Origin of the sequence: Raoultibacter timonensis, assembly GCF_900240215.1 — a bacterium.
Lineage (GTDB): Bacteria > Actinomycetota > Coriobacteriia > Coriobacteriales > Eggerthellaceae > Raoultibacter > Raoultibacter timonensis.
Map to the genome: position 1 here is coordinate 17,727 of NZ_LT964679.1, position 22,549 is coordinate 40,275.

At 62.7% G+C, this 22,549-nt stretch carries 14 protein-coding genes and 1 pseudogene; 5 read left to right on the forward strand and 10 right to left on the reverse strand.

What is annotated here, in order from left to right:
• Positions 1 to 46: 46 nt before the first annotated feature.
• From dnaK to C1722_RS00085, 4 genes are all read right to left on the reverse strand, one after another.
• A complete protein-coding gene (gene dnaK / locus C1722_RS00070; protein WP_102377449.1) occupies positions 47 to 1,822 on the reverse strand; it encodes a molecular chaperone DnaK in 1,776 nt (591 codons plus the stop codon).
• A gap of 24 nt (positions 1,823 to 1,846) precedes the next feature.
• A complete protein-coding gene (locus C1722_RS00075) occupies positions 1,847 to 2,605 on the reverse strand; it encodes a J domain-containing protein (RefSeq protein ID WP_102377450.1) in 759 nt (252 codons plus the stop codon).
• Complete coding sequence (locus C1722_RS00080) at positions 2,586 to 3,452, reverse strand: DUF5685 family protein (RefSeq protein WP_180994950.1); 867 nt, start codon at positions 3,450 to 3,452, stop codon at positions 2,586 to 2,588. Before C1722_RS00080 ends, C1722_RS00075 begins: the two co-directional genes overlap by 20 nt.
• 73 nt (positions 3,453 to 3,525) lie before the next feature.
• Positions 3,526 to 3,963, reverse strand: coding sequence for a MarR family winged helix-turn-helix transcriptional regulator (locus C1722_RS00085; protein ID WP_102377451.1), 438 nt, complete (start codon positions 3,961 to 3,963; stop codon positions 3,526 to 3,528).
• A gap of 358 nt (positions 3,964 to 4,321) precedes the next feature.
• Here C1722_RS00085 and C1722_RS00090 point away from each other — a divergent pair, with 358 nt between their 5' ends.
• The 4 genes from C1722_RS00090 (at position 4,322) to C1722_RS00105 (ending at position 11,886) form a co-directional block, all read left to right on the forward strand.
• Positions 4,322 to 6,931 carry a DEAD/DEAH box helicase gene (locus C1722_RS00090; RefSeq protein ID WP_180994951.1) on the forward strand — a complete coding sequence of 870 codons (2,610 nt, stop codon included), beginning with the start codon at positions 4,322 to 4,324 and terminating at the stop codon, positions 6,929 to 6,931.
• Between the two features lie 160 nt (positions 6,932 to 7,091).
• Positions 7,092 to 8,879, forward strand: coding sequence for an ABC transporter ATP-binding protein (locus C1722_RS00095; RefSeq protein WP_102377452.1), 1,788 nt, complete (start codon positions 7,092 to 7,094; stop codon positions 8,877 to 8,879).
• 306 nt (positions 8,880 to 9,185) lie between these two features.
• A complete protein-coding gene (locus tag C1722_RS00100) occupies positions 9,186 to 10,454 on the forward strand; it encodes a RidA family protein (RefSeq protein ID WP_102377453.1) in 1,269 nt (422 codons plus the stop codon).
• Positions 10,455 to 10,689: 235 nt separating this feature from the next.
• Positions 10,690 to 11,886, forward strand: a complete 1,197-nt coding sequence (locus C1722_RS00105) for an NADP-dependent isocitrate dehydrogenase (protein WP_102377454.1) — start codon at positions 10,690 to 10,692, stop codon at positions 11,884 to 11,886.
• Between the two features lie 141 nt (positions 11,887 to 12,027).
• Here C1722_RS00105 and C1722_RS17640 read toward each other — a convergent pair.
• The 4 genes and pseudogenes from C1722_RS17640 to C1722_RS00140 form a co-directional block, all read right to left on the reverse strand.
• Positions 12,028 to 12,393 (reverse strand): annotated as a pseudogene (locus C1722_RS17640) (excinuclease ABC subunit UvrA); the annotation flags it as partial.
• A 2,326-nt stretch (positions 12,394 to 14,719) separates the two neighbouring features.
• Entirely contained in the window at positions 14,720 to 15,016 is a 297-nt protein-coding gene (locus C1722_RS00125) for a DUF1905 domain-containing protein (RefSeq protein WP_102377456.1), read from the reverse strand.
• Between the two features lie 73 nt (positions 15,017 to 15,089).
• On the reverse strand, positions 15,090 to 17,237 hold the full coding sequence (locus C1722_RS00130) for a Tex family protein (protein ID WP_102377457.1): 2,148 nt from the start codon (positions 17,235 to 17,237) through the stop codon (positions 15,090 to 15,092).
• 508 nt (positions 17,238 to 17,745) lie between these two features.
• The gene (locus C1722_RS00140) at positions 17,746 to 20,268 is read right to left on the reverse strand and encodes a carboxylesterase family protein (protein ID WP_102377459.1); all 2,523 of its coding nucleotides are present in this window, start codon (positions 20,266 to 20,268) and stop codon (positions 17,746 to 17,748) included.
• Positions 20,269 to 20,568: 300 nt separating this feature from the next.
• On the opposite strand from C1722_RS00140, the gene C1722_RS00145 reads away from it, so the two are divergent.
• Positions 20,569 to 20,910 (forward strand): arsenate reductase family protein, encoded by a 342-nt coding sequence (locus C1722_RS00145; protein WP_102377460.1) that lies wholly within the window; start codon positions 20,569 to 20,571, stop codon positions 20,908 to 20,910.
• Positions 20,911 to 21,003: 93 nt separating this feature from the next.
• Here C1722_RS00145 and C1722_RS00150 read toward each other — a convergent pair whose 3' ends face one another.
• Together C1722_RS00150 and C1722_RS00155 are read right to left on the reverse strand one after the other, a co-directional pair.
• Positions 21,004 to 21,543 (reverse strand): GNAT family N-acetyltransferase, encoded by a 540-nt coding sequence (locus C1722_RS00150; protein ID WP_102377461.1) that lies wholly within the window; start codon positions 21,541 to 21,543, stop codon positions 21,004 to 21,006.
• Complete coding sequence (locus C1722_RS00155; RefSeq protein WP_102377462.1) at positions 21,540 to 22,490, reverse strand: DUF808 family protein; 951 nt, start codon at positions 22,488 to 22,490, stop codon at positions 21,540 to 21,542. Before C1722_RS00155 ends, C1722_RS00150 begins: the two co-directional genes overlap by 4 nt.
• Positions 22,491 to 22,549 lie beyond the last annotated feature (59 nt).

Sequence of the window (22,549 nt, forward strand, 5' to 3'; positions counted from 1 at the left end):
AACCAATTAAGTTAGGATTTGGATAAACGGTTGAAGTTATTCCTGGTTATTTCTGCGACGAGGCGGTTTTTCGAGCGTGGGCACTCGATTGCTCGAGCGCTTCGGCGGCGGCTTTGAGGGCGTTGCGGTCGGCGTCGTCCATCTTCTCGGGCTTTTTCGCCAGCAACTTGCGCACGGCGGCAGCATCTGCCTTGATCGCTTTCTTCTCCTCTTTGTCGAGCTGCTTGCCGACCGAGTTCAGGGCGCTTTCGGCATCGTTCAGCAAACGCTGGGCGTCTTCGCGAACGACGAACGAATCGCGTCGCGCCTCATCGGCTGCAGCGTAGGTTTCGGCATCGCGGATAGCCTGCTCGATCTCGTCGTCCGACATGCGCTCCGAATCGGTGATGGTGATGGATTGCTCGTTGTTCGTGCCGAGGTCCTTGGCCGACACTTTGAGGATGCCGTTGGCATCGATATCGAACGTCACTTCGATCTGCGGTGTACCGGCAGGTGCGCGTTTGATGCCCTTGAGCTGGAAGTTCCCGATGGTTTTATTATCGGCTGCCATGGGACGCTCGCCCTGGAGCACGTGGACTTCGACCTTGGTCTGAAACGCCGCCGCGGTGGTGAACACCTGGGAATGACGGGCCGGCAGGGTGGTGTTGCGCTCGATGATGCGCGTGGCTACGCCGCCGATCGTTTCGATGGAGAGGCTGAGCGGCGTCACGTCGAGCAGCAGTATCTCGCCGCCGCGCGTAGCGAGCCCCGCCTTTGCGCCCGAAAGCGTATCGCCTTGGATGGCGGCTCCCTGCGCCACGCATTCGTCGGGGTTGATCGACGACGACGGTTCCTTGCCCGTGAGAGAGCGCACGTGCGCCTGTACGGCGGGGATGCGGGTGGAGCCGCCCACGAGCAGCACTTGGCCGAGCTCCGAAGCGGCGATCCCCGCATCGCTCAACGCTTGGTGCACCGGACCTGTCGTGCGCTCGACGAGGTCGCGCGTCATGTTCTCGAACGCGCTGCGCGTGAGCACCGTTTCCATATGGAGCGGACCGGTGCTCCCCTGGGCGAGAAACGGGAGGTTCACCGTTGTCGATTCGATGGAGGAGAGCTCCTTTTTCGCGGTAGCTGCAGCTTCGCGGATGCGTTCGTGCGCGGCGGGGTCGCGGCGCACGTCGACGCCGTGCTCGCGCAGGAACCCGTCGGCGAGGTAATCGACGATGCGTTCGTCGAAATCATCGCCGCCGAGATGGTTGTCGCCCGCCGTGGCGAGCACCTCGATAACCCCGTCGCCGATCTCGATGACCGATACGTCGAACGTACCGCCGCCCAAGTCGTACACCATGACCTTCTGCGCGCCTCCGTTGTCGAGCCCGTAGGCGAGCGCTGCTGCGGTCGGCTCGTTGATGATGCGCAGCACGTTGAGCCCCGCGATGCGCCCGGCATCCTTCGTGGCTTGCCGTTGCATGTCGTTGAAGTAGGCGGGTACGGTGATCACGGCATCGACGATATCGTGTCCCACATAGGCTTCCGCATCCTGCCGGAGCTTGCGCAGGATCATCGCCGACAGCTCCTGGGCGGTATAGCGCTTGTCGTCGAGCGCAGCGCGCCAGTCGGTACCCATATGCCGCTTCACCGATGCGAAGGTGCGGTGCGGGTTGGTGGCGGCTTGGCGCATGGCGACGGTGCCGACGAGGCGCTGGCCGTCTTTGCCGAACGCGACGACGCTCGGGGTGGTGCGCTCGCCTTCGGCGTTGGCGATGACGCTTGCACGCCCGCCCTCGACGAGGGCGACGCAGCTGTTGGTGGTACCGAGATCGATTCCTATGGTGGTGGTCATGCGCAATCCTTTCGTAAGGGAGCTTTAGAATCCGAGGCAGTAGGGTCGGCAGAACATCTGCGCAGCGAGCAGGCCGCAGCAGATGGTGGCGGGATCGATGCCGCCCCTCGTGAACCCTCGTTCCTGGCTTTCCTGCTGGTAGGTTTGCCCCGTTTGGCGAAACGTTCGTTCGACGCGTGCATAGTCGGCGTTGCCGGGATCCATCTGCACCGCTTTGCGTATATGGTCGAACGCGAGCACGGTGTTGCCCGCGCCCTTGTTCGCGAGAGCCGAAAGGTAGTACCAGCGCGCGTTTCTGCCTGTGCTCGGTATCGAGCTTGCAGCTTCGACTGCCCGGTCGTAGCGCCCCGCGTTGATGTCGTCGATGATACGGCGAACCTCGGGCGAATCGGAGGCCGAGGCTTCGGGATGGACGGGCGCGCTCTGGGCGCTTTGCCCGAATCCGAACAGATCGTCGAGATCGATCCAGTCGTAGGGATTGCCCGATCCGGCTCCCCCTTGCGTTCCGCCGCCCGCATACGGCCCGCCCGTGTAGGGGTTTGCTCCCCCATACGGCCCGCCCGTCGACGATGCCGAGCCGACCGGCCGTTCCCGAGCGTACTTCTCGGGGTTCATGATGCGGTCGTACGCTTCGTTGACCTCGTTCATGCGACGCGCGGCGGCCTCGTCGTCGGGGTTGAGGTCGGGGTGGTTCTCGCGAGCCTTTTTCCGGTACGCTTTCTTCACGTCGTCCTGGGATGCGCCGCGCTCGACGCCGAGCACGCTATAGGGGTCCATCGCCATCGTCTGCTCCGTGCTGTTCGGGGGTTGCCGTTGCTTTGTCTTCCGGGGCGAATCGCTCGTTGTACGTGCCCCATACGCCTGCGTACAAAACGCTGCGCAGTATGTGGATATCCTGTTCGAGCGGCAAACGCTCGAATGCCTGAACCGCTTCGCCGATGAAGGCGAGCAGCGGTTCGCGGGCGACGTTCGGATCGATGCCGCCCGCGACGAGTGGGTTGTAGCTGCCCGACTTCACGTCGTCTTCGTAGTCGACGACCGCATCCATGAGGTAGACGAACTTTCCGATCGACGCCCCCATGCGGCGAAGCGCGCTTCCCCAGGGATCCTGCCTGCATACGAACAGCTCGCCGAGAAGTTCGCCGAAGCGGTTGCCGACCGCATCGGGCGAGGCGTTCGGCGATTGCTCGAGGGATCTCATCTCGGTGCAGGCGCGCTCGATCAGCTCGCATTGCTCGGGAATGCGCCCTTTGGCCTCCCGATAGGGTTTTGCGAGCAGTTTCGTTCCCGCACGGGCGATCGTCGCGTGATCGTCGTGCCAGTCGTCTTCGAGTTTATGGTAGGCGAGCGCAATGGAAAGGTCGGCTGCGTAATCGGTGTAGGTGCTGGCAGCGAAGCGGTGGGCTTCGATCGGATGCTGGGGGCAACGCGTTTCGCCGTGCTCTTCTGCGGGTTCGTAAAGGGAGTGGTAGAGCATGACGAGGAACGTCAGGTCGTAAGTGAGGCAGGCGCGGCTGCGCTCGCCGCCGCGTTGCTTAAGCGATCGGCAGAGTCCGCAGTACAGCTCGCGGTAGCGGGATTTTTCGGCGTCGCTCAGGTCGGCGGCGTTGACGGTCATGATGCCGAACATGCTGGCCTCCTCGTCGGTGTCGGTATCGGAGCTCTTTTGATCGATGCGCCCGCAGGGCGGTGGAGGACGTTCATCATGCGAGCTTTTCGGTGAACGAGCGGAGAAGGTGCAATCCGCGGATGATGTCGTCGAACGTTTCTTTCGGTTCTGCCGCAAACGCTTCGGTGAAGCGGGCATCGACGGTATCGTCGATCGAGGCGAGCAGCGCGCTTCCCCGACCGGTGATGTGGATGGCCACGGCGCGCCCGTCTTCGCTGTGCCGCATCTTTTCAACGAGTCCCTTTTCTTCGAGCTTGCGGCATACCGGGGCGAGGTTGGTGCGCAGGATGCCCACGCGATCGCTGATCTGGCCTGCCGTTTGCCCGGCACCGTCCGCCAGCTCGGTCAAGACGATGAGCTGCTGGATGGTGAGGCCGTGGTCCTGGCAGATCGGAAGCATGGTTTTGTGGACGCTGTTCTGCATGGCGCGGGTGGTGGACATGAACTCGCGACGGAATTCGTTGGGCGTCATCGGCTGCTCGTTCCTTTCCGCGCGAGCTCGCTCTCGGCGAGGCGCTGCTGTCGTAAAACCCGAAATCCGATGCTCGGAGCTGCTTGCCGAAGCCCGTTCGTCGAACGCGAGTGATTCAAAAATATAGTAATAAAGTAATACTATTTTGAGAAACAGGCCTTCGTCACAAACCTATCACACCGTCATACCACAGGCGTATCACGCGTTCCCCATAAGACGGGCGTGCTTCGCTCTGGCTTCTCGGCGGACGATCCCCTAGACTTGTCAGAGCGGACGTGCATTCGCGCGCCGGTGCGGTCCGCATCGGGCTCGGCCAGTGCGGGTCGGCAGGATCCAGCGATATCGGAGGTAGTCTTTCTTGATCGAACAAACAGCGGATACGGCAGCGGATCACGGCGGCACGGACGCGTCCGCTTCCGCATCTTTGGGACGGCTTGCGCCGAGCTGGTGGGAGCCCGACGATGACGACGCGGAGCCGGAGCCGTGGCTTACCGCCGACGAGGCTCTCGACCGCTTCCTCGATTGGGCCGCCTCGCGCGGCATCGAACTGTGGTCTCATCAGGAAGAGGCCCTTATGGACCTCATGGTCGGCGACCATGTGATCCTCGGTACGCCGACGGGGTCGGGCAAGTCGCTTGTGGCCCTCGGCTTGCACTTCATGGCGCTTGCGACAGGGCGCCGCGCATACTACACCGCTCCCATCAAGGCGCTCGTCAGCGAGAAGTTCTTCGATCTGGTGGATGTGCTGGGACGCGAGAACGTGGGCATGATCACAGGTGATACCCACATCAACACCCAGGCCCCGGTCATCTGCTGCACGGCAGAGATACTCGCGAACCTCGCACTGCGCGAAGGCGAGGGCGCCGATGTGGGCTGCGTGGCTATGGACGAGTTCCACTACTACGGCGACGCCGATCGCGGATGGGCGTGGCAGGTGCCGTTGCTCACGCTGCCGAAAACCCAATTCTTGCTGATGAGCGCAACGCTCGGCGACGTGAGCGCCATCGCCGAATCGCTCAAGGAGCAGACGGGGACCGATGTGGACGTCGTTGCCGACGCGCCGCGCCCCGTTCCGCTCTCCTACGAGTACGTCGAGATGCCGCTCGAGGGCACGGTGGAGCTTGCTCTTCGAAAGGGCGAGGCGCCCCTGTATCTCGTGCACTTCTCGCAGGATGCGGCGCTTTCCACCGCTCAATCGCTTTCGAGTTTCGGCGTGGCCACCAAAGAGCAGCGCGAGGGCATCAAAGAGGCCATGTCGGGCACGCGGTTCACCACCGCGTTCGGCAAGACGCTCAAACGGCTTCTCGCTTCCGGCGTGGGCGTGCACCACGCCGGCATGCTGCCGCGCTATCGGCTGCTGGTGGAAAAGCTTGCCCAACAGGGGCTTCTGCCCGTCATTTGCGGCACCGACACGCTGGGCGTGGGTATCAACGTCCCCATCCATACGGTGGTGCTCACCGCGCTCGCCAAGTTCGACGGGCACCGCATGCGGCGGCTGCGCGCCCGCGAATTCCATCAGATCGCGGGACGGGCGGGAAGGTCGGGCTTCGACACCGAGGGCATGGTGATAGCCGAAGCGCCCGAACACGACATCGAGAACGCGCGCCTGGTTCTGAAGGCCGGGGGAGATCCGAAGAAGATCCGCAAGATCAAGAAGAAACAGGCTCCCGAGGGATTCGTCACCTGGAACGAGCAGACGTATCGGCGGCTCATCGAAGCCGTTCCCGAAACGCTCAAACCGCGCATGCGCATCACCCATTCCATGGTGCTGTCGGAGGTCGTGCAAGGAGGCGACGCCTACGGGCGGGTGCGGCGACTCATCGACGACTCCGCCCAGACCGCCGACGAGAAGGCGGCGCTCGCCTTGCGGGCGGACGAGGTGTTCGAGACGCTCATCGGCGCCGATGTTATCGAGCTCGTCGAAGACGGCGCGGGGGGAGGCGTCGAGTACGTCACCACCGTCGATCTTCCCGAAGATTTTGCGCTCGACCAGCCTCTTTCTCCGTTTTTGCTGGCAGCGCTCGAGCTTTTGGATCCGGAAGATGAGACGTATGCGCTCGACGTCATCTCCATGGCGGAGGCTACGCTCGAGGATCCCCGGCAGGTCCTGCGCGCGCAGGAGCGCCAGGCGAGGGATCGCGCTATGGCGGATATGAAGGCGGAGGGCATCGAGTACGAGGAGCGTTTGGAACGGATAGCCGACATCACGTACCCGAAGCCGCTGGAAGACCTGTTGGACGGCGCGTTCGAGCGCTACTGCGAAGAGGTTCCCTGGGCCCGTGATTTCGAGCTCGCGCCCAAATCGGTGCTTCGCGATATGCTGGAAACCGCATCGGATTTCAAGGGCTATGTGGGCCGCTACGGCATTGCCCGATCGGAGGGCACGCTGCTGCGCTATCTTTCCGATGCGTTTCGCGTGCTCGACCGTACGATCCCCGAAGACAAGCGCGACGAGCGGCTGAAAGACGTCATAGCCTGGCTGGGCTTCGTCGTGCGTTCGGTCGATTCGAGTTTGGTGGACGAGTGGGAGAGCACCGGCTCGATGCTCGATGCCGCTCCTCCGGCCGCAACCGACGAAGTGGTGCGCGATCGTCGCGGGGTTGCCGTTCTGGTGCGCAACGCCCTTTTCTCGCGCGTGCGGTTAGCTGCGCGGGGCAAAGCGGCCGATCTCGGCAAGCTCGATCAGGAATGGGGCTGCGGCGAGGCTCGTTGGCAGCGGGCGCTCGACGCATACTACGACGTGCACGATGAGGTGCTCATCGATGCGGATGCGCGCTCGGCAGCCTATCTCGTTATCGACGAGTCCGACGAAAAGACCGAGCGCGTATGGCACGTGCATCAGATATTCAGCGATTCGGACGGCGATCGCGATTTCGGCATCGCGGCCGACGTGGACCTCGATGCAACGCAAGCCGAGAGCGAGGCCGTGTTCAAGAACTACCGCGTGGGGTTCTTCGAGGAGCTGTAGGTACCGTGCTCTGAGTTCGGTGGATGCGGCTTCTTCGCGCCTCTTTTGTTTTGGGGTTTCAGCGAATGAGCCGGGTGGTTGCCTGGAGTCTGCGCGGCGGGCTGCTCCCTGCGCCTTCTTGTGTCATAATCTAGGCGAGCATGAGAGAAGGGAATGCAGCATGGCACGGACGAGCGCTCCATCGACGACGCGGCGCACGCTTCACTATTTCTGGTTGGTTACGAGGAAGCACGTAGGGCTGTTCGCGGCTCTCATGGCGTCCACGATCGCTTTCGTGGCGCTGCTTTCGTACGGCAACCCCTATGTGATGAGCCTTGTGGTCGACCGCGTGAGTGCGGGCCCCGTTGCGGCCGATGAGGTGTTCGCCGTATTCGGTCCCTACATCCTCGCGCTCATCGGCATCAACGTGTTCGGGCAGGTGGCGAGCAAGCTGCAAGACTACACCATGTACCGGCTCGAGATCGCCGCCGCCTACGATCTTGCCACCATGTCGTTCGACGCGCTGTGCAACCAGTCCATGTCGTTTCACTCCAACCGGTTCGGCGGCACGCTCGTAAGCCAAACCACCAAGTTCATGAGCTCCTATCAGCTGCTGCTCGAAACCATCACGTTCCCGTTTCTGCCGGTTATCTGCTCGGTTGTGTTCACCTGCGCCATCCTTGCTCCCCGTGTGCCCGTCTACGTTGCCATCCTCATGGTGCTTTTGGCGGTGTATGCGGGGGTTTCGTACTACATGTACAAGCGCATCCTGCATTTGAACGAGCAGGCGGCGAGCGCGCAGAACCAGCTCTCCGGCGAGCTGTCCGACTCGGTGGCGAACATCCTCGCCGTGAAAACCTACGGACGCGAGGATTACGAGCGGGGTCTGTTCGACGAGGCCAACCGAGAAGTGGTCGCGCGCGATTCGAAGCGCATGTGGGCTTCTCTCACGCGCGGCATCGTAACGGCATGCATCACCATCGCCATCATGAGCGTGGTTGCGGTGTTCATCGCAGGGGGAAACGCCTGGTACGGTATCACGCCCGGTACGCTCGTGGTGATGTTCACCTACACCTACACCGTGACGAACCAGTTCAATTTCATCAACAACGGCTTGCAGCGGTTCAACCGCGCCTTCGGCGATGCGAGCGGCATGACCGTCATTCTTGACGAACCGCGCCTTGTTGCCGACAAGCCCGATGCGCTGCCGCTTGCGGTGCGCGAGGGGGCCATCGATTTCGAGGATATCGATTTTTGGTACACCGACGGCAATGCGCGCACGCAGGTATTCGACAAATTCGATCTGCATATTCCCGCAGGCCAGCGCGTGGGGCTCGTGGGTATGAGCGGTGCGGGAAAAACCACGCTCACGAAGCTTTTGCTGCGTTTGTCCGACATCCAGGAGGGGCGCATCCTCGTGGACGGGCAGAACATCGCCGACACCACGCAGCAATCGCTGCGCCGCCAGATCGCCTACGTTCCCCAGGAGGCGCTCCTGTTCCACCGCACGATCGCGGAGAACATCGCCTATGGGCGTCCCGAGGCTACGATGGACGAGATCCGCGAGGCGGCGCGGCAGGCGAACGCGCTCGAGTTCATCGAGCGGTTGCCCCAGGGGTTCGAAACGATCACCGGTGAGCGGGGCGTGAAGCTCTCGGGCGGGCAGCGTCAGCGTATCGCGATCGCGCGGGCGCTTTTGGCCGATTGCCCGGTGCTCGTGCTCGACGAAGCGACGAGCGCGCTCGATTCCGAAAGCGAGCAGCTCGTGCAGGACGCCCTTTCCACGCTCATGCGCGGGCGCACCTCCATTGTGGTGGCGCATCGTCTTTCCACGGTGGCGAGCCTCGACCGCATCGTCGTGCTCGAGGGCGGCAAGGTAGTGGAGGACGGACCTCATGAGCGCTTGATCGAGGCGGGCGGCGAGTACGCTCACCTGTGGAGCCGTCAGACCGGTGCATATTTAGAGTAGAGTCGTTTTCTGCGGCGGACTAATCGGTGAGTGGTAGGTACGGTATTCCTGCATGAAACGCAGGCGCGTCATCGGTTTTCTGCATGGCGTCTCCGTGCGCTTCCATTTTTCCCGGCAAACGGTCGAAAACGCGGTTTTCCACTGATCAGAAAAACCTTCGTTTCGGAATTGTGCACCTGCTCAAAGTCGGTATAATGCAGCCTTCCGCACAGCGGAAGCCCGTGGAGCACGGCGCGGGTGGGGCCTTCAAGCGGCCCTGTTGCAGGCGCCGCGAAACGGCGCATTCCGAAAGGGAGGTACATACTTATGAGCGGTGACAACGCGGTACTGGCACGAAACACTGAAGATGCGCCCAAGAGTCCTCTGCATTCCCAGACGGTGGCCTTCTCCCACTACAACAACCTGTCGGCGCAGCTGCCCGTCGATCCGAAGACGGGAAGCCTGGTCGATGGCGGTGTGCGGGAGCAGGCGACGCAGTGCTTCGAGAACATCAAGGCGATCGTGGACAGCATCGGCCATTCCCTGAGCGACGTGGTGCGCATCACGGTGTTCGTTCGAAACATCGAAGACATCGATGTCGTCGACGAGGTTTATCGGACGTATTTCCCGACGTACGTTCCCACGCGCACTTCGGTTGCCGTCGCGGATCTTCCCCTTGGTGCTTCGGTGCAGATCGAAGCTTTGCTCTCGAACGGCGAGGGCACCATCCCGAACGAGCCGCAGGCGGGCGACCTCATCAAGTACGTCAACAACACGGCAGAAGCTCCCCTGAGCGCGCTGCATTCCCAGACGGTGGCCTTCTCCCACTACAACAACCTGTCGGCGCAGCTGCCCGTCGATCCGAAATCGGGTCAACTGATCGTCGGCGGCGTGAGGGAGCAGACCGCGCAGTGCCTGAAAAACGTGAAGGCGATTCTTGCGAGCATCGACGTTCCCTTCGACGACATCGTCAAGATCACCATCTTCCTCAAAGACCTTTCCGACATCGAGGTTGTAAACGAGGTCTACTCGATGTTCTTCCCCGATTCGGCGATCGCGCGAGCGGTAGGCTATGTTCCTGCGCGTACGGTGGTCGAGGCGGCGGCGTTGCCCATGCACGCTCTCGTGCAGATCGAAGCAGTGGTTTCGCACGGCGACGGTACGCCTCCGCAGGCCGTTGAGGACAGGCACGGGCTTATCGTGGAGGCGAACAACACCGACGCCGCACCGCGCAATCCGCTGTCAACCCAGACGGTCGCGTTCTCCCACTACAACAACATCTCCGCTCAGCTTCCCCTCGATCCCGCGACGGGCGAGCTCGTGGCGGGCGGCGCCAAGGAGCAGGCTGCGCAATGCCTGCAGAACATCAAGGCGATCGTCGAGAGCGTCGGCCATTCGCTCGGCGACGTGGTCAAGGTGAACGTGTTCTTGCGCGATCTCGACGATGCGGAGGCCGTCGACGAGGCGTATGCGGCGTTTTTCCCTGGCGGCGTTCCCGCGCGCAGGACGGTCGGCGTATCCGCGTTGCCCCTGGATGCCCTGATCCAGATCGACGCTATCGTGGCGAATGCCGAAGGCACGCCTCCGATCGCGTAAACGGCTCGGCACCTGCTGAACACCGGGGCTCCCGATTTCGCCGATGGGCGATTTCGGGAGCCTTTTCTGTGCGGCGGCTTTATGCCGGGAGCGCCCTTGTTGACTTGTTTCGGATTCGCGGGCGCATCGGGCCCCGGCGGCGCGGTGCTGCGGTATCATGGAGTCGATGCAAAGTTCGGCATATCGGTGCGCCCCCCGCAACGGGCTGCGCCCACGCGAATACGAAAGGTTGACTATGACGAAGATAGAGATGACCACGCCCTTGGTGGAGATGGACGGCGACGAGATGACGCGCATCATCTGGCAGATGATCAAGGACGAGCTGCTTTATCCGCATATCGACCTGAAGACCGAATACTACGATCTGGGCTTGGAGCACCGCAACGCCACCGACGATCAGGTGACCGTCGACTCGGCCGAGGCTACCAAGCGTTTGGGCGTAGCCGTGAAGTGCGCCACCATCACGCCGAACGCCGCGCGCATGGACGAGTACGATCTCAAGAGCATGTGGAAGAGCCCCAACGGCACGATCCGCGCCATGCTCGACGGCACGGTGTTCCGCACGCCCATCACGGTCAAGGGCATCGAGCCGTGCGTGCGCAATTGGGTGAAGCCCATCACGATCGCCCGTCATGCGTACGGCGACGTGTACAAGAACACCGAGATGGTCATTCCCGGCCCCGGTACGGTGGAGCTTGTCTACACCGCAGCCGACGGAACCGAGATGCGCGAGCTCGTGCACCGGTTCGACGGCCCCGGCGTGGCGCAGGGCATGCACAACCTCGACGCCTCCATCGAAAGCTTCGCGCGCAGCTGCTTCGAGTATGCGCTCGATCTGGGGCAGGACATCTGGTTTGCCACCAAGGACACCATTTCCAAGAAATACGACCACCGCTTCAAGGACATCTTCCAGGAGATCTATGACGCCGAGTACGCCGCGCGTTTCGAGGAGGCGGGAATCGAGTACTTCTACACGCTCATAGACGACGCCGTGGCGCGCGTGATGAAGGCCGACGGAGGCTTCATCTGGGCGTGCAAGAACTACGACGGCGACGTGATGAGCGACATGGTGTCGTCTGCGTTCGGCTCGCTTGCGATGATGACCTCGGTGCTCGTCAGCCCGCAGGGCTACTACGAGTACGAGGCGGCGCACGGCACGGTGCAGCGCCACTACTACAAGCACCTTGCCGGTGAGGAGACGTCCACGAACTCGGTGGCCACCATCTTCGCGTGGTCGGGGGCGCTGCGCAAGCGCGGCGAGCTCGACGGTCTGGCCGATCTGGTCGATTTCGCCGACCGGCTGGAAAAGGCCACGCTCGATACCATCGAAGCGGGGGAGATGACGGGGGATCTGGCGCGCATCACGTCGCTCGAGAACCCGAAGACGCTCAGCACGCGCGATTTCATCCTGGCGATCGCCGGGCGTCTGTAACACGAAAGCGGATCGGGCGCGCAGCCTAGGGCTGCGCGCCCGCATCGCGCTGGGGCGGCGTTGTTTCGGCCGCCGCCGTTNGACATCGGTGCGGACGCCCATCTCGCGGGCAACCTGCTTCATGAGATCCCACATGAGCGTGCTCCACGGCACGACGGCGCCCTCGTCGATGGAAAGCGTTTCGTCGGGCACGAGGGAGTCGACGTCGACCGTGCGCACGATGCCCGTGCCGTCGCATTCGGGGCAGGCCCCCTCGCTGTTGAAGGCGAGCTGTTCTGCTCCCGGGCCGAAGAACTCGATGCCGCAGGTTGAGCACGTGATGGGCTGCTCGGCGGCAACGGCGAGCGTCGGGGGATTACGGTGGCCGTTGGGGCATACGTGGCTGCCCGTGCGCGAGAACAGCAGGCGCAGGCTGTTCAGCAGCTCGGTGGACGTGCCGAACGTGCTGCGAACGCCCGGTACACTCGGACGCTGATGGAGCGCGAGCGCTGCGGGTACGTGGAGCACCTCGTCGACGGCGGCGCGNGCTGCTGCGGCTGCTGGCCGGGTTGCTGCCGTTACCGCTCGGAGCCGGCTTCTGGTGCAGCTGTTGCGGCTGGTATGCGGTTGCCGCTGCCGGGAGCCGCCTTCGGGTGCAATCGTTGCGGATGGGTTGCTGCTGCCGTGCTTCCACGGGGTTTTGTCGAAAAACGGCTTCCTGATGGCGGCCAATCGTCGTTTTGCGCCGATTTGAGGTCGCTCCGAATCGCTCGAAGGCGCTTCGGGTTAAATCGCTCTACGAAATCGCAGGTCGGAAAATCAGCAACGGCAAACTTCGGTGCGAATCGATGCAAGGTTTTCGCAAAACAAGCCTTCGCCGCCATCAGGCGGCCGTTTTCGTCGCAAAGTTAGAATCGACGCGTTCTCGCGCAGCGCCTCGGCGCCGAACCGGTGCTTCGCGGCTTCGGGCGGGCTCGTGCCGAGATCGGGGGGGTCTTTTCTGCGTGTTTTTCCTCGTTGTGTTACGTTCGGGCTAAACCTTCCTGATGACTGGTGTTTCGACCTGCGCCAACGCAGAAGGCTCCCTCCCGGCTTCGGTCCGGTTGCCTGAAAACGCCCTCGAAGCGGTCCGAAATGCAACACAACGCATGTTTTCCTGCGAATCCGGGTCGACGGCTGCTCGGCCGCAGATGCGTAGCCCCCGTGGCTATATGTGCTGCTTGAGGTAGCGTCCCGTTACGCTGGCGTCGTCGGCGGCGATCTCGGCGGGCGTGCCTGCAGCGACGATGAGCCCGCCCGCCTCGCCGCCTCCCGGTCCCATGTCGATCACGTAATCGGCGTTAGCTATCACATCGAGGTCGTGCTCGATGACCACGACGGTACCGCCCTGCTCGACGAGGCTCTGGAACACCTCGAGCAGGGTGCGCACGTCCAAGGGGTGCAGCCCGATGGTGGGCTCGTCGAACACGAACACCGCATCCTTCTGCACTCGGCCCATCTCGCTTGCGAGCTTGAGGCGCTGGGCCTCGCCGCCCGACAGCGCGGGCGTTGCCTCGCCGAGCGTGAGGTAGCCCAGTCCCAGGCCGTGGAGCGTTTGCAGGCGGGCATGCACCTTCTTGAGGTCGTCGGTCGCCGGCAGCGCTTCGTCAACGCTCATCGCCATGAGCTGGGGAAGCGTGAGGCCCGGGCCGCTCTCGCCCTTGCGGGGGCGATGGATCAGATTCGCTTCGTCGCCGTAGCGCGAGCCGCGGCAGGCGGGGCAGGTGATGTCCACGTCGGGGAGGAACTGGACGTCGAGGCTGATCGAACCCGTGCCGTCGCATACGGGGCAGCGGAGCTTGCCCGTGTTGTAGGAGAAATCTCCCGCCTTGCAGCCGGCTGCCTTCGCGTCGGCGGTGCGTGCGTAGGCGCGGCGCAGCTCGTCGTGCACGTTCGCGTAGGTGGCCACGGTGGAGCGAACGTTGGTACCGATGGGCGTGGCGTCGATGAGGTTCGCCCGCTTTATGCCGTCCGCCTCGATGGCCTTGACGTGGGACGGCGGCTCGGTGCCGGCCGCGCTTGCCGCGAGGGCGACAACGAGGCTTTCCAGCACGAGGGTGGTTTTCCCCGATCCCGATACGCCGGTGACGGCGGTCAGCCGCCCACGCGGGATGTCGACGATAAGCGGCTTGACGGTATGGAGGCCCTCGGTTTCGAGATGGATGTCCCCGATGGCGAACACGTCTCCTGCGCCGATGCGCGTGCGTACCCGCACCGATTCCGTTCCCGAAAGAAACGAGCCGATCCGTGAGGCGGGATTTGCCTCCACTTCGGCAAGCGGCCCCTCGGCGATCACCCGACCGCCGCTTGCGCCCGCGCCGGGGCCCATCTCGATGAGATGGTCGGCGTGCGCCAGGATATGCGTGTCGTGATCCACCATGACAACCGAGTTCCCGTCTGCCAGCAGATCGCACATGACGTCGAGGAGCCCATCGATGTTCGAGGGATGCAGGCCGATGGAGGGCTCGTCGAGCACGTAAAGCACCCCGGTTGTGCGGTTGCGCACGGCGCGGGCCAGCTGCACGCGCTGGCGCTCGCCCGTGGAGAGCGTGGCACNAGGGGATGTCGACATCGATGTTCTTCAGGTTGTGGACGCGTGCCCCGCGCACCTGGATGCGATCGGGTTCTTGGGGACGGTTCTCGTGTTCGTCTGCGGGTGCGTTCGAGCTGGTCATAATGCCTCTTCGCGAGTTGGTTGTTGCAGTGTGCGCCCGAGTACTGCCGGGTGCCGTCTGATGCCGTCGGAGCGCGATACGATGATAGGCGATCTGCGCTTGCCGCGGGGCAATTGTAACGCGATGGGCACGTTGCCCGCTCAGCGCTGCCGGATGGAGAACGTTATCTCCACGGTGTCGCCCACATCGACGTGCAGCCGCTTTCTCGCCTTGGCGGGCAAAGCGAGAAAATGGGAGCCGTCCCCCAGGGGCAAGAGCGATGTGGGCCATGTGAAGCTGGCGGCGTTCGCCCGTGCGGTGGCCGTTACCGCGATGAGACCGCGATCCTGCAGATCGTAGTACGGTTCGCATAGGCTGGCGGGAACGGCTGCGTAGTACCAGCCGCCCGGCCGATCGAATAACTCGACAGGTGCTGCAAACGATTCGGGCCTGCTCATGGTTTGGTCCTTTCTCTGCCACGCGGGGTTTGGCAAGCATGTCGGTGGAGCACGCGCGGATCTTTTGCGTCCGTCACTTGTTCTTCACCATGGAAAGCGAGATCTTTCCCCTTTCCTTGTCGATGCCGGCAACCCATACGGTTACGGTATCGCCCACGGAGACGACTTCGCTCGGGTGCTTGACGAAGCGGTCGGCCATCTTAGACACGTGCACAAGGCCGTCCTGCTTCACGCCGATGTCGACGAATGCGCCGAAATCCACGACGTTGCGGACGGTGCCCGTAAGCTCCATGCCCAAGACGAGGTCGTCGAAAGAGCGGATGCCTTCGCTGAATACGACTTCGGGTGCGTCGTCGCGCGGATCGCGCCCCGGCTTTTCCAGCTCGGCTATGATGTCGCGCAGGGTAGGAAGCCCCACGCCGAGCTCGGAAGCCAGTGCCGGCACGTCTTCGATGCGCTCGCCGGCGTTGGGGATTCCGTGCCCCAGATCCTCGAGTTTCGCACCGGCCCGCTTGACGACCTCGCGCGCGACCGGATAGCTTTCGGGGTGGACGCTCGTAGCGTCGAGCGGGTTTCTTCCGCCCGAGATGCGCAGGAACCCGGCGCTGTTCTCGAACGCCTTCGCGCCCAGCTTGGGGACCTTTTTGAGCTCGCGGCGGTCGGTGAACCTGCCGTGCTCCTCGCGATAGGCGACGATGTTCTTCGCAACCGTTGCGTTGATGCCCGCCACGTAGCCGAGCAGGCTGGCGCTCGCGGTGTTGAGATCCACCCCCACGCGGTTGACGACGTTTTCCACCACATCGGCGAGTGCACGTCCGAGTTCTGCCTGGTTGAGGTCGTGCTGGTACTGGCCGACGCCGATGGACTGGGGCGGTATCTTCACGAGCTCGGCCAGCGGGTCTTGCAGCCTGCGGCCGAGGCTCATGGCTCCGCGCGTGGTTACGTCGAGGTCGGGATATTCCTCGCTTGCGAGCTTCGAGGCCGAGTAGACCGAAGCGCCCGCTTCGTTGACGATCGTGTAGCGAAGCGGTGCCGTGCTCTTCGCGATGAAATCGGCGACAACCTCCTCGGTTTCGCTGCTCCCCGTGCCGTTGCCGATGACGATGACGTTGATGTCGTAGCGCCGCACGTACTCGGCGAGCTTGCTCTGCGTCTTGGCCGTTTCCGATCTCGGCGGGGTGGGGTAGACGGTCGTATAGTCGAGGAGCTTGCCGTATTCATCGAGCACGGCGACCTTGCAGCCCGTGCGGTATCCCGGGTCGATGGCGATCACGCGCGCGTTTCGAACAGGGCGCTGCTGCAGGAGGTTCTCGGTGTTTTTGGCGAACACCCTGATGGCGTCGGTCTCGGCCCGCTCGGTGAGCTCGGCGCGCATCTCACGTTCGAGCGAGGGCGCCATCAGGCGCTTGTAGCAGTCGGCGAGGCATGCCTTCAAGGTGTCGGTGAAGATGCTCGGGCGACGAATCACCCGCTTTTCCAGCTGTTCGATCGCGAAGGCTTCGTCTGCGCGCACCCTGACCTTGAGCTTGCCTTCCTTCTCGCCGCGGTTGACGGCGAGGATCCGATGGTTGGGTATTTTGGAGATTGGCTCCGAGAACTCGTAGTACATCTCGTAGACGGTCTTCTCGTTTTTATCGGTTGCCTCGCATGTGAGGGCGCCGCGCTTTCTCGTGAAATCGCGCAGAAGCGCGGTGTGCTCCGCATCGTCGGCAACGTGCTCGGCGATGATGTCGGCAGCGCCCTGCAGGGCTGCTTCGGGCGTGCCGTAGCCTGCTTCGGCGTTGAGGTGCTCGGCGGCGATCGCGTAAGGATCGCCGTTCGAGCGGTTCTGCGCAAGCATGAGCAGCGCGAGCGGCTCCAGCCCAGCATCGCGTGCCTTGGAAGCGCGGGTGGCGCGCTTCTTCTTGAAGGGCTTGTAGAGGTCCTCGACGCGTTGCAGCACCGTTGCCGCCTCGATCTTCTTCTGCAGCTCGTCGGTGAGACCGCCCTGCTCTTCGATGGAGCGCAGGACCTCGGCCTTGCGTGCTTCGAGGTTCTTGAGGTATGTAAATCGCTCGTCGAACTCGCGCAGGGTCACATCGTCGATGCCGCCCGTCGCCTCTTTGCGGTAGCGGGCGATGAACGGGATCGTATTGCCGTCGTCGATGAGGCCGATAACGGCGTCGACTTGGGCGGGCGCGAGCTTGAACTGGTCGGCGAGCAGGTTTTTGATGCTGGGCATGGGGTCTCGTTTCCTCGTTTTCAGAGTATTCTACCCGATGTGGCGATGCCCGGGCGACTGCTCGGCGCTTTTCGCAGTGCGCATGCCGTGGTTGCCGGGCATTCCGATCAAGGCTTGTGCCCGACTCCTGCGATGTTGCGTATTCGGTGCGCGATGCATGGTGCATGGCTGCAGCTGGCAGCCGCGAAAGAGGGCTTCGCGGCTTCTCGTTCGCATGCTGACGGTTGCTGATTATGCGCCTATGCTCATGCACGCTTTTGACAAGCAATGCGCTTGATAATCACGATAATTACTTGTCAAAAGCGTGCATGAGCGGATGGCGGATGGCGGATGGGTATGGGGTGGGGGTGGACACGGGTATTGGCGTAGGGCGGCATGGGCGATATGGGCGGGCGCGTCGTAGCGGATACGCACCCCGCTCGCGTCCGTTCGCGATGCCCCGCTTCGCGCCAGTCGGCGAATGCGAAGCCCCCGCTCTGCGTCAGCGGGGGCTTCGTGCGGGCTCTTGCTATTCACCCCATATAAGCGACATGAGAAACGCGACATCCTCGGTTCCCTCCGCGGCGGAAAGGCGCGAATTCTGGCTGAGCGTCATCGTCTGCTTTTCGCTTTGGCTGTACGCCTCCCACTCTGCCCCGACAGGGGCACCCTCGTTGGGATTGCCGCTTCTCACGAAGTTCAACCATCGATTGTGCACGTCGTCCGCAAACGCCCGGTCGTCTTCGCTGAGCCTGGTCGTCGGCGAGAACGTGTCGAATACGAAGGGGAGCTCCAGCGCATGCATGGTGCCCAAGCCCGCCTCGTCGAGGGCGGCTACGCGGTAATCGAAATGGTACAGATACACGTTTCGCCCGTCTGCGCTCAGCTTGTCGGCGAACACGTCGGTTCCCGCCCTCAAGCCCATCTTCATCATGAAGCGGGCCCGATCCGTTGCGCTGTTCGCTTCATCGACGGGGTATCGCTCCAGTACGGCCGGCGCATTCTCGCCGAATATCGCTTCGACCAAATCGACGTAGTCCTGCTCGCTGATGCCCTCATCAACGAACAGCGTTCCCTCGTCGGTGTTGTATCCGCCGAGGATGTCAACGCTGTTGTACGCGCCGTCCGCGAGCGCCTGATAGGGGTTTTCGGGGAGGACCACGCCGTCGAACACGGGGAAGAACGCCGTGTCGGAGGGATGGATGATATCCATGACGAAGTTGCTGTTCTCGGCGATCGCAAGCGCATCGGCTTTCCTCATGTCGCTGAGCGATGTGGCTTCGAGGCTTTCCATGAGCCTTTCGGCATTGCCGAGCGCCTGGCTTTTGTCGCCGCTGCTCAACGGCGCGACGAGCGGCTGTCCGAGAACGTTGCCGCTCTCCATGATCGCCTTGTGGAACAGGCCTTCTGCAAGCGGGCTGAGGATGAGGTTCGAGACGCTGAACGATCCGGCCGATTCCCCGCTGATCGTCACGTTGTTCGGATCGCCTCCGAAGCGCTCGATGTTCTCCTGCACCCAGCGAAGCCCCGCGATCTGATCGAGCATGCCGGCGTTGCCGATGTACCCGGTTTCGTCTTCGAGTTCCTCTGAGGTGAGGAATCCGAGCCCGTTCAGACGGTAGGAGATATTCACCTGCACCACGCCGCCCTGCGCAAAGCGGGTGCCGTCGTACATGGATTTCGAGGCCGATCCTTGCGTGAAGGCGCCCCCGTGGATGAACACCAGGACGGGTGCGAGCTCTTCGGTTTGCTCCTCGGGTTTCCAGATGTTGAGGTACAGGCAGTCCTCGTTCTTCTCCAGACCCGGCTCGTCGGCTGTCTGGATGGCCATGGGCGCGTACTCGCGGCAGTCGAGGACGCCGTCCCAGGCTTGCAGGTCCTGCGGGGGAGAAAAGCGCTTGTCGCCTATCGGCGGTTCGGCGAAGGGGATGCTCTTGTAGCTGACTACGCCATCCCACGCGACGCCTTTCACCTGGCCGTATGCGGTGTCGACGACGTGCTCGCTGCCGCTGTGCTCGTACAGGTAGCTCTGCGCTCGCTTGACCGCGTTTTCGCGGATGTTGTGGTAGTAGAAGGGGTAGTCGCTCGCATGGAACACGCCCCGCGGGAACACGGCCGCCATCTCTTCGGGGAAGCTGAACTCGTCGACGTCGACCGTGGAGCAGACGACGGTGCCCCGCTCGAGGTTGACGGTCGCATCGGCGAATCCCGCGACGTCCTCGTATCCCCCTGTCTCGTCGTAGAAGCGCGATCCGAGGTTCTCGCTCGCCTGGGCGGGCTCGTCGGTGCGCGTCCACGTCAGGGGGTTGATGGCAACCGATCCGGGCGGCGCCACAGGGCTTGCGCCCTCGATTTCCGGCGCTTCGGTGTTGAAGGAGACGACGACGCCCGTATCGTTGGATCCTTCGGCGAACTTCAGGTGCGGGTTGTCGTCGAGCTCCTGCTGGGTGACCGAGTAGCCGATGATGTAGGCGGCAACCATGCGCTCGTAGACGTCGGGGTGATCTTTCATGTAGTCGATGAGCAGGCACTTGACCATTTCGGAACCCTGGGAGTGGCCGGCGAGGATGAAGGGGCGTCCGTCGTTGAAGTGCTCGAGGTAGTACACGAAGGCGGCAACCACATCGGTGTAGGGCACGCCGTACACGTACGATTCCTGCTCTTCGAGAGAAAGGGGAAGCAGATACATCGCATCGAGCTGGCGGTAGTAGGGTGCGAACACGTTGCCGGCATCCTCGTACGCGGAGGCTTGCGAGGCAAGGTTGCCGGGTGCCCCCTCGCGCATGCTCTCGTTGTCGATGGCGGAAACGTAGGGCTCGTCTGACTGTCTCGTCCATGCGGTGGGGTAGAGGTAGAAGACATCGACGGGTTTATCCGGTTCGTCGGCTATGCTCAGCCAGTTGCCTTCATCGGTGTAGTCCGACGGCTCGATGACGTCGCCGCGCTGGGGCGGGACGGGTATGTCGCCGTCTTCCTGCTGGGGGGAGGTGCATCCTGCGAATGCGAGCAGTGCGAACGTGAGCAGCGCAATGCTGCTGAGAAGCTTCTTCATGAGCGTCCCTTCGTCGATTCAGCGAAAGGGGCCTTGAGCTCATCGGCCCCGTGACAGCTCCGGCAATTAAGTAATATGTTTCTATTTTATACTGAAATGCCCGTGGATGCTACAAGGGGTTTCGGCGAAGGTCGCCTACTCGTCTTGGGATATTACGGAAAGCTGCTTGTTCGGTGAGCGAAGGCGGTCGATGCTGCAAGTTTCACGCTGGCCTCAGGCTCGACGGCGGACTGCTCGCTTTCGATCCCGAATGATAGTAAAGTGCATAGTCGGCAAAACGGCAGAGGAAGCGGGAGCACGATGAATATTCAGGTGTTCGGAACCAAGAAGAGCTTCGATACGAAGAAGGCCCAGCGCTATTTCAAGGAGCGGCGCGTGAAGTTCCAGCTCATCGACTTGAAGGAAAAGGGAATGAGCAAAGGCGAGCTGGAATCGGTCTGTCGCGCGGTGGGCGGCATCGACAAGCTGATCGATCCCCAAGCGAAGGACGGGGATACGGTTGCCCTGCTCGCGTATTTGGCTCCCGAGCAGAAGTTCGACAAGGTTCTTGAGAACCAGCACGTCATCATGGAGCCCGTGGTGCGCAACGGCAAGCAGGCAACGGTGGGCTATGCCCCCGAGATATGGAAGACGTGGGAGTAGGGCTCGCAGGGTTTTCAGGCAGTAGCAGGCGGCAAGAGCAGCGCCGGGCGGCGCGCGGAAGGACTGGCGGAGGCGGTTACGGGAGCGCTTTCGTCATGCGTCCAGGTTCAAAAAGTACTCTCGGCTCTCGAAAAACCGAACTCCGTCGACATGGGCGGTGACGTCGTCGCGGTCGTAGGTGAATCCGAGCTTCTCGAGCACCTTTGCCGATGCGAGGTTCTCCTTGGCATGGCTGCCGGCGACCTTTCGTATCCCGAGATCGGTAGCGGCGAAATCGAGAATGGCTTTCATCGCCTCGGTCGTATACCCGCGATTCCAGTGGGACTTCTTGATGTTGTAGCCGACCTGATAGAGCTGGTAGTCCTCTTCCCAGATCAACCCACCGGAGCCGAACAGCTCGCCCGTCTCCTCGAGAGCGAAACCCCAAATGTAGTTGTCGCGCGGTACGCGTGCATCGCCTTCGTGCTTCCACTCGATTTCTTTCAGCCACGCCATCGTATCGTCGATGGTACGATGCGGAAGCCAGCTCACGTACCTCGCAACCTCCTCGTCGCCGGTCCAGCCGTAGAAGGCGGTCTCGGCGTCGGCAAGGGTGAGCGGCCTGAGGATGAGACGCTCCGTTTCCAGCATCATGCGCCCTCGCTTTCTCGCGCGGCGGTGCCCCTGGCTTTCTTGGCGAGCTGAACGATTCCCGTGAGCGCCGCGCCGACAACGATGCCGAAGCACGCTGAGATCAGGGAGTCGGCACACCAGAGCAGAACGCCGTTGTCGATCGGGCCCGTGAGGTCGTGGACGATGGTGGCGAACAGTGGCAGGCCGACATCCGCGAGGTTCACGATGAGGAGATGTCCGCCGACCCACAGCATGGCGGCAACGCCCACCACCGTCAAGAGCGCAAACACCTTCGGCATGAGTTTGACGAGGCCGATTCCGAATGCCTGCAGAAACGAGCTCGTCCTCTCGACGCCCCGTTCTGCAATCCAGCGCCCGGCATCGTCGATCTTGATGAGAAGGCCTACCGATCCGTAGACCAGAAGCGTCATCAGCACGGCGACGACGATGAGCATGGCGAGGCGCATCCACCAATCGCCCGATTCCAGTGCGTCGACCGAAATGAGCATGATCTCGGCCGAGAGCACGAAGTCGGTCGTCGCGGCGCCCTGAACGATCGATCGTTCGTCTTTGGGGGATCTCTCGACGACGTCCTGCGCCGCAGCGGCTTCGCTGCGATGCCGAAGCCGATGGATGATCTTCTCGGCGCCTTCGTATGCGAGGTAGCATCCGCCGACGATGAGGGCCCAAGGGAAAACCCACGGTGCGATGGCCGAGAGGATCATTATCGCAACGATGATAATGCCTTTGTTGATGAGCGAGCGCTTTGCTATTGCGCCGACGACGGGCAGTTCGCGTGCGGGGGAGATGCCTTGCACGTACTGGGGCGTAACCGCGGCATCGTCTATGACGACGGCTGCGCACTTCGAGGCGGCTTTGCCTGCGCCTGCGGCAATATCGTCGATGCTGGCTGCGGCCGCTTTGGCCAGTACGGCAATATCGTCAAGAAACGCGAAGAATGAGCTCACGGATAATCTGTCCTCACATCTGTTCCAGGTCAAAGGGAGCTAAAGCAAATAGTATAGCA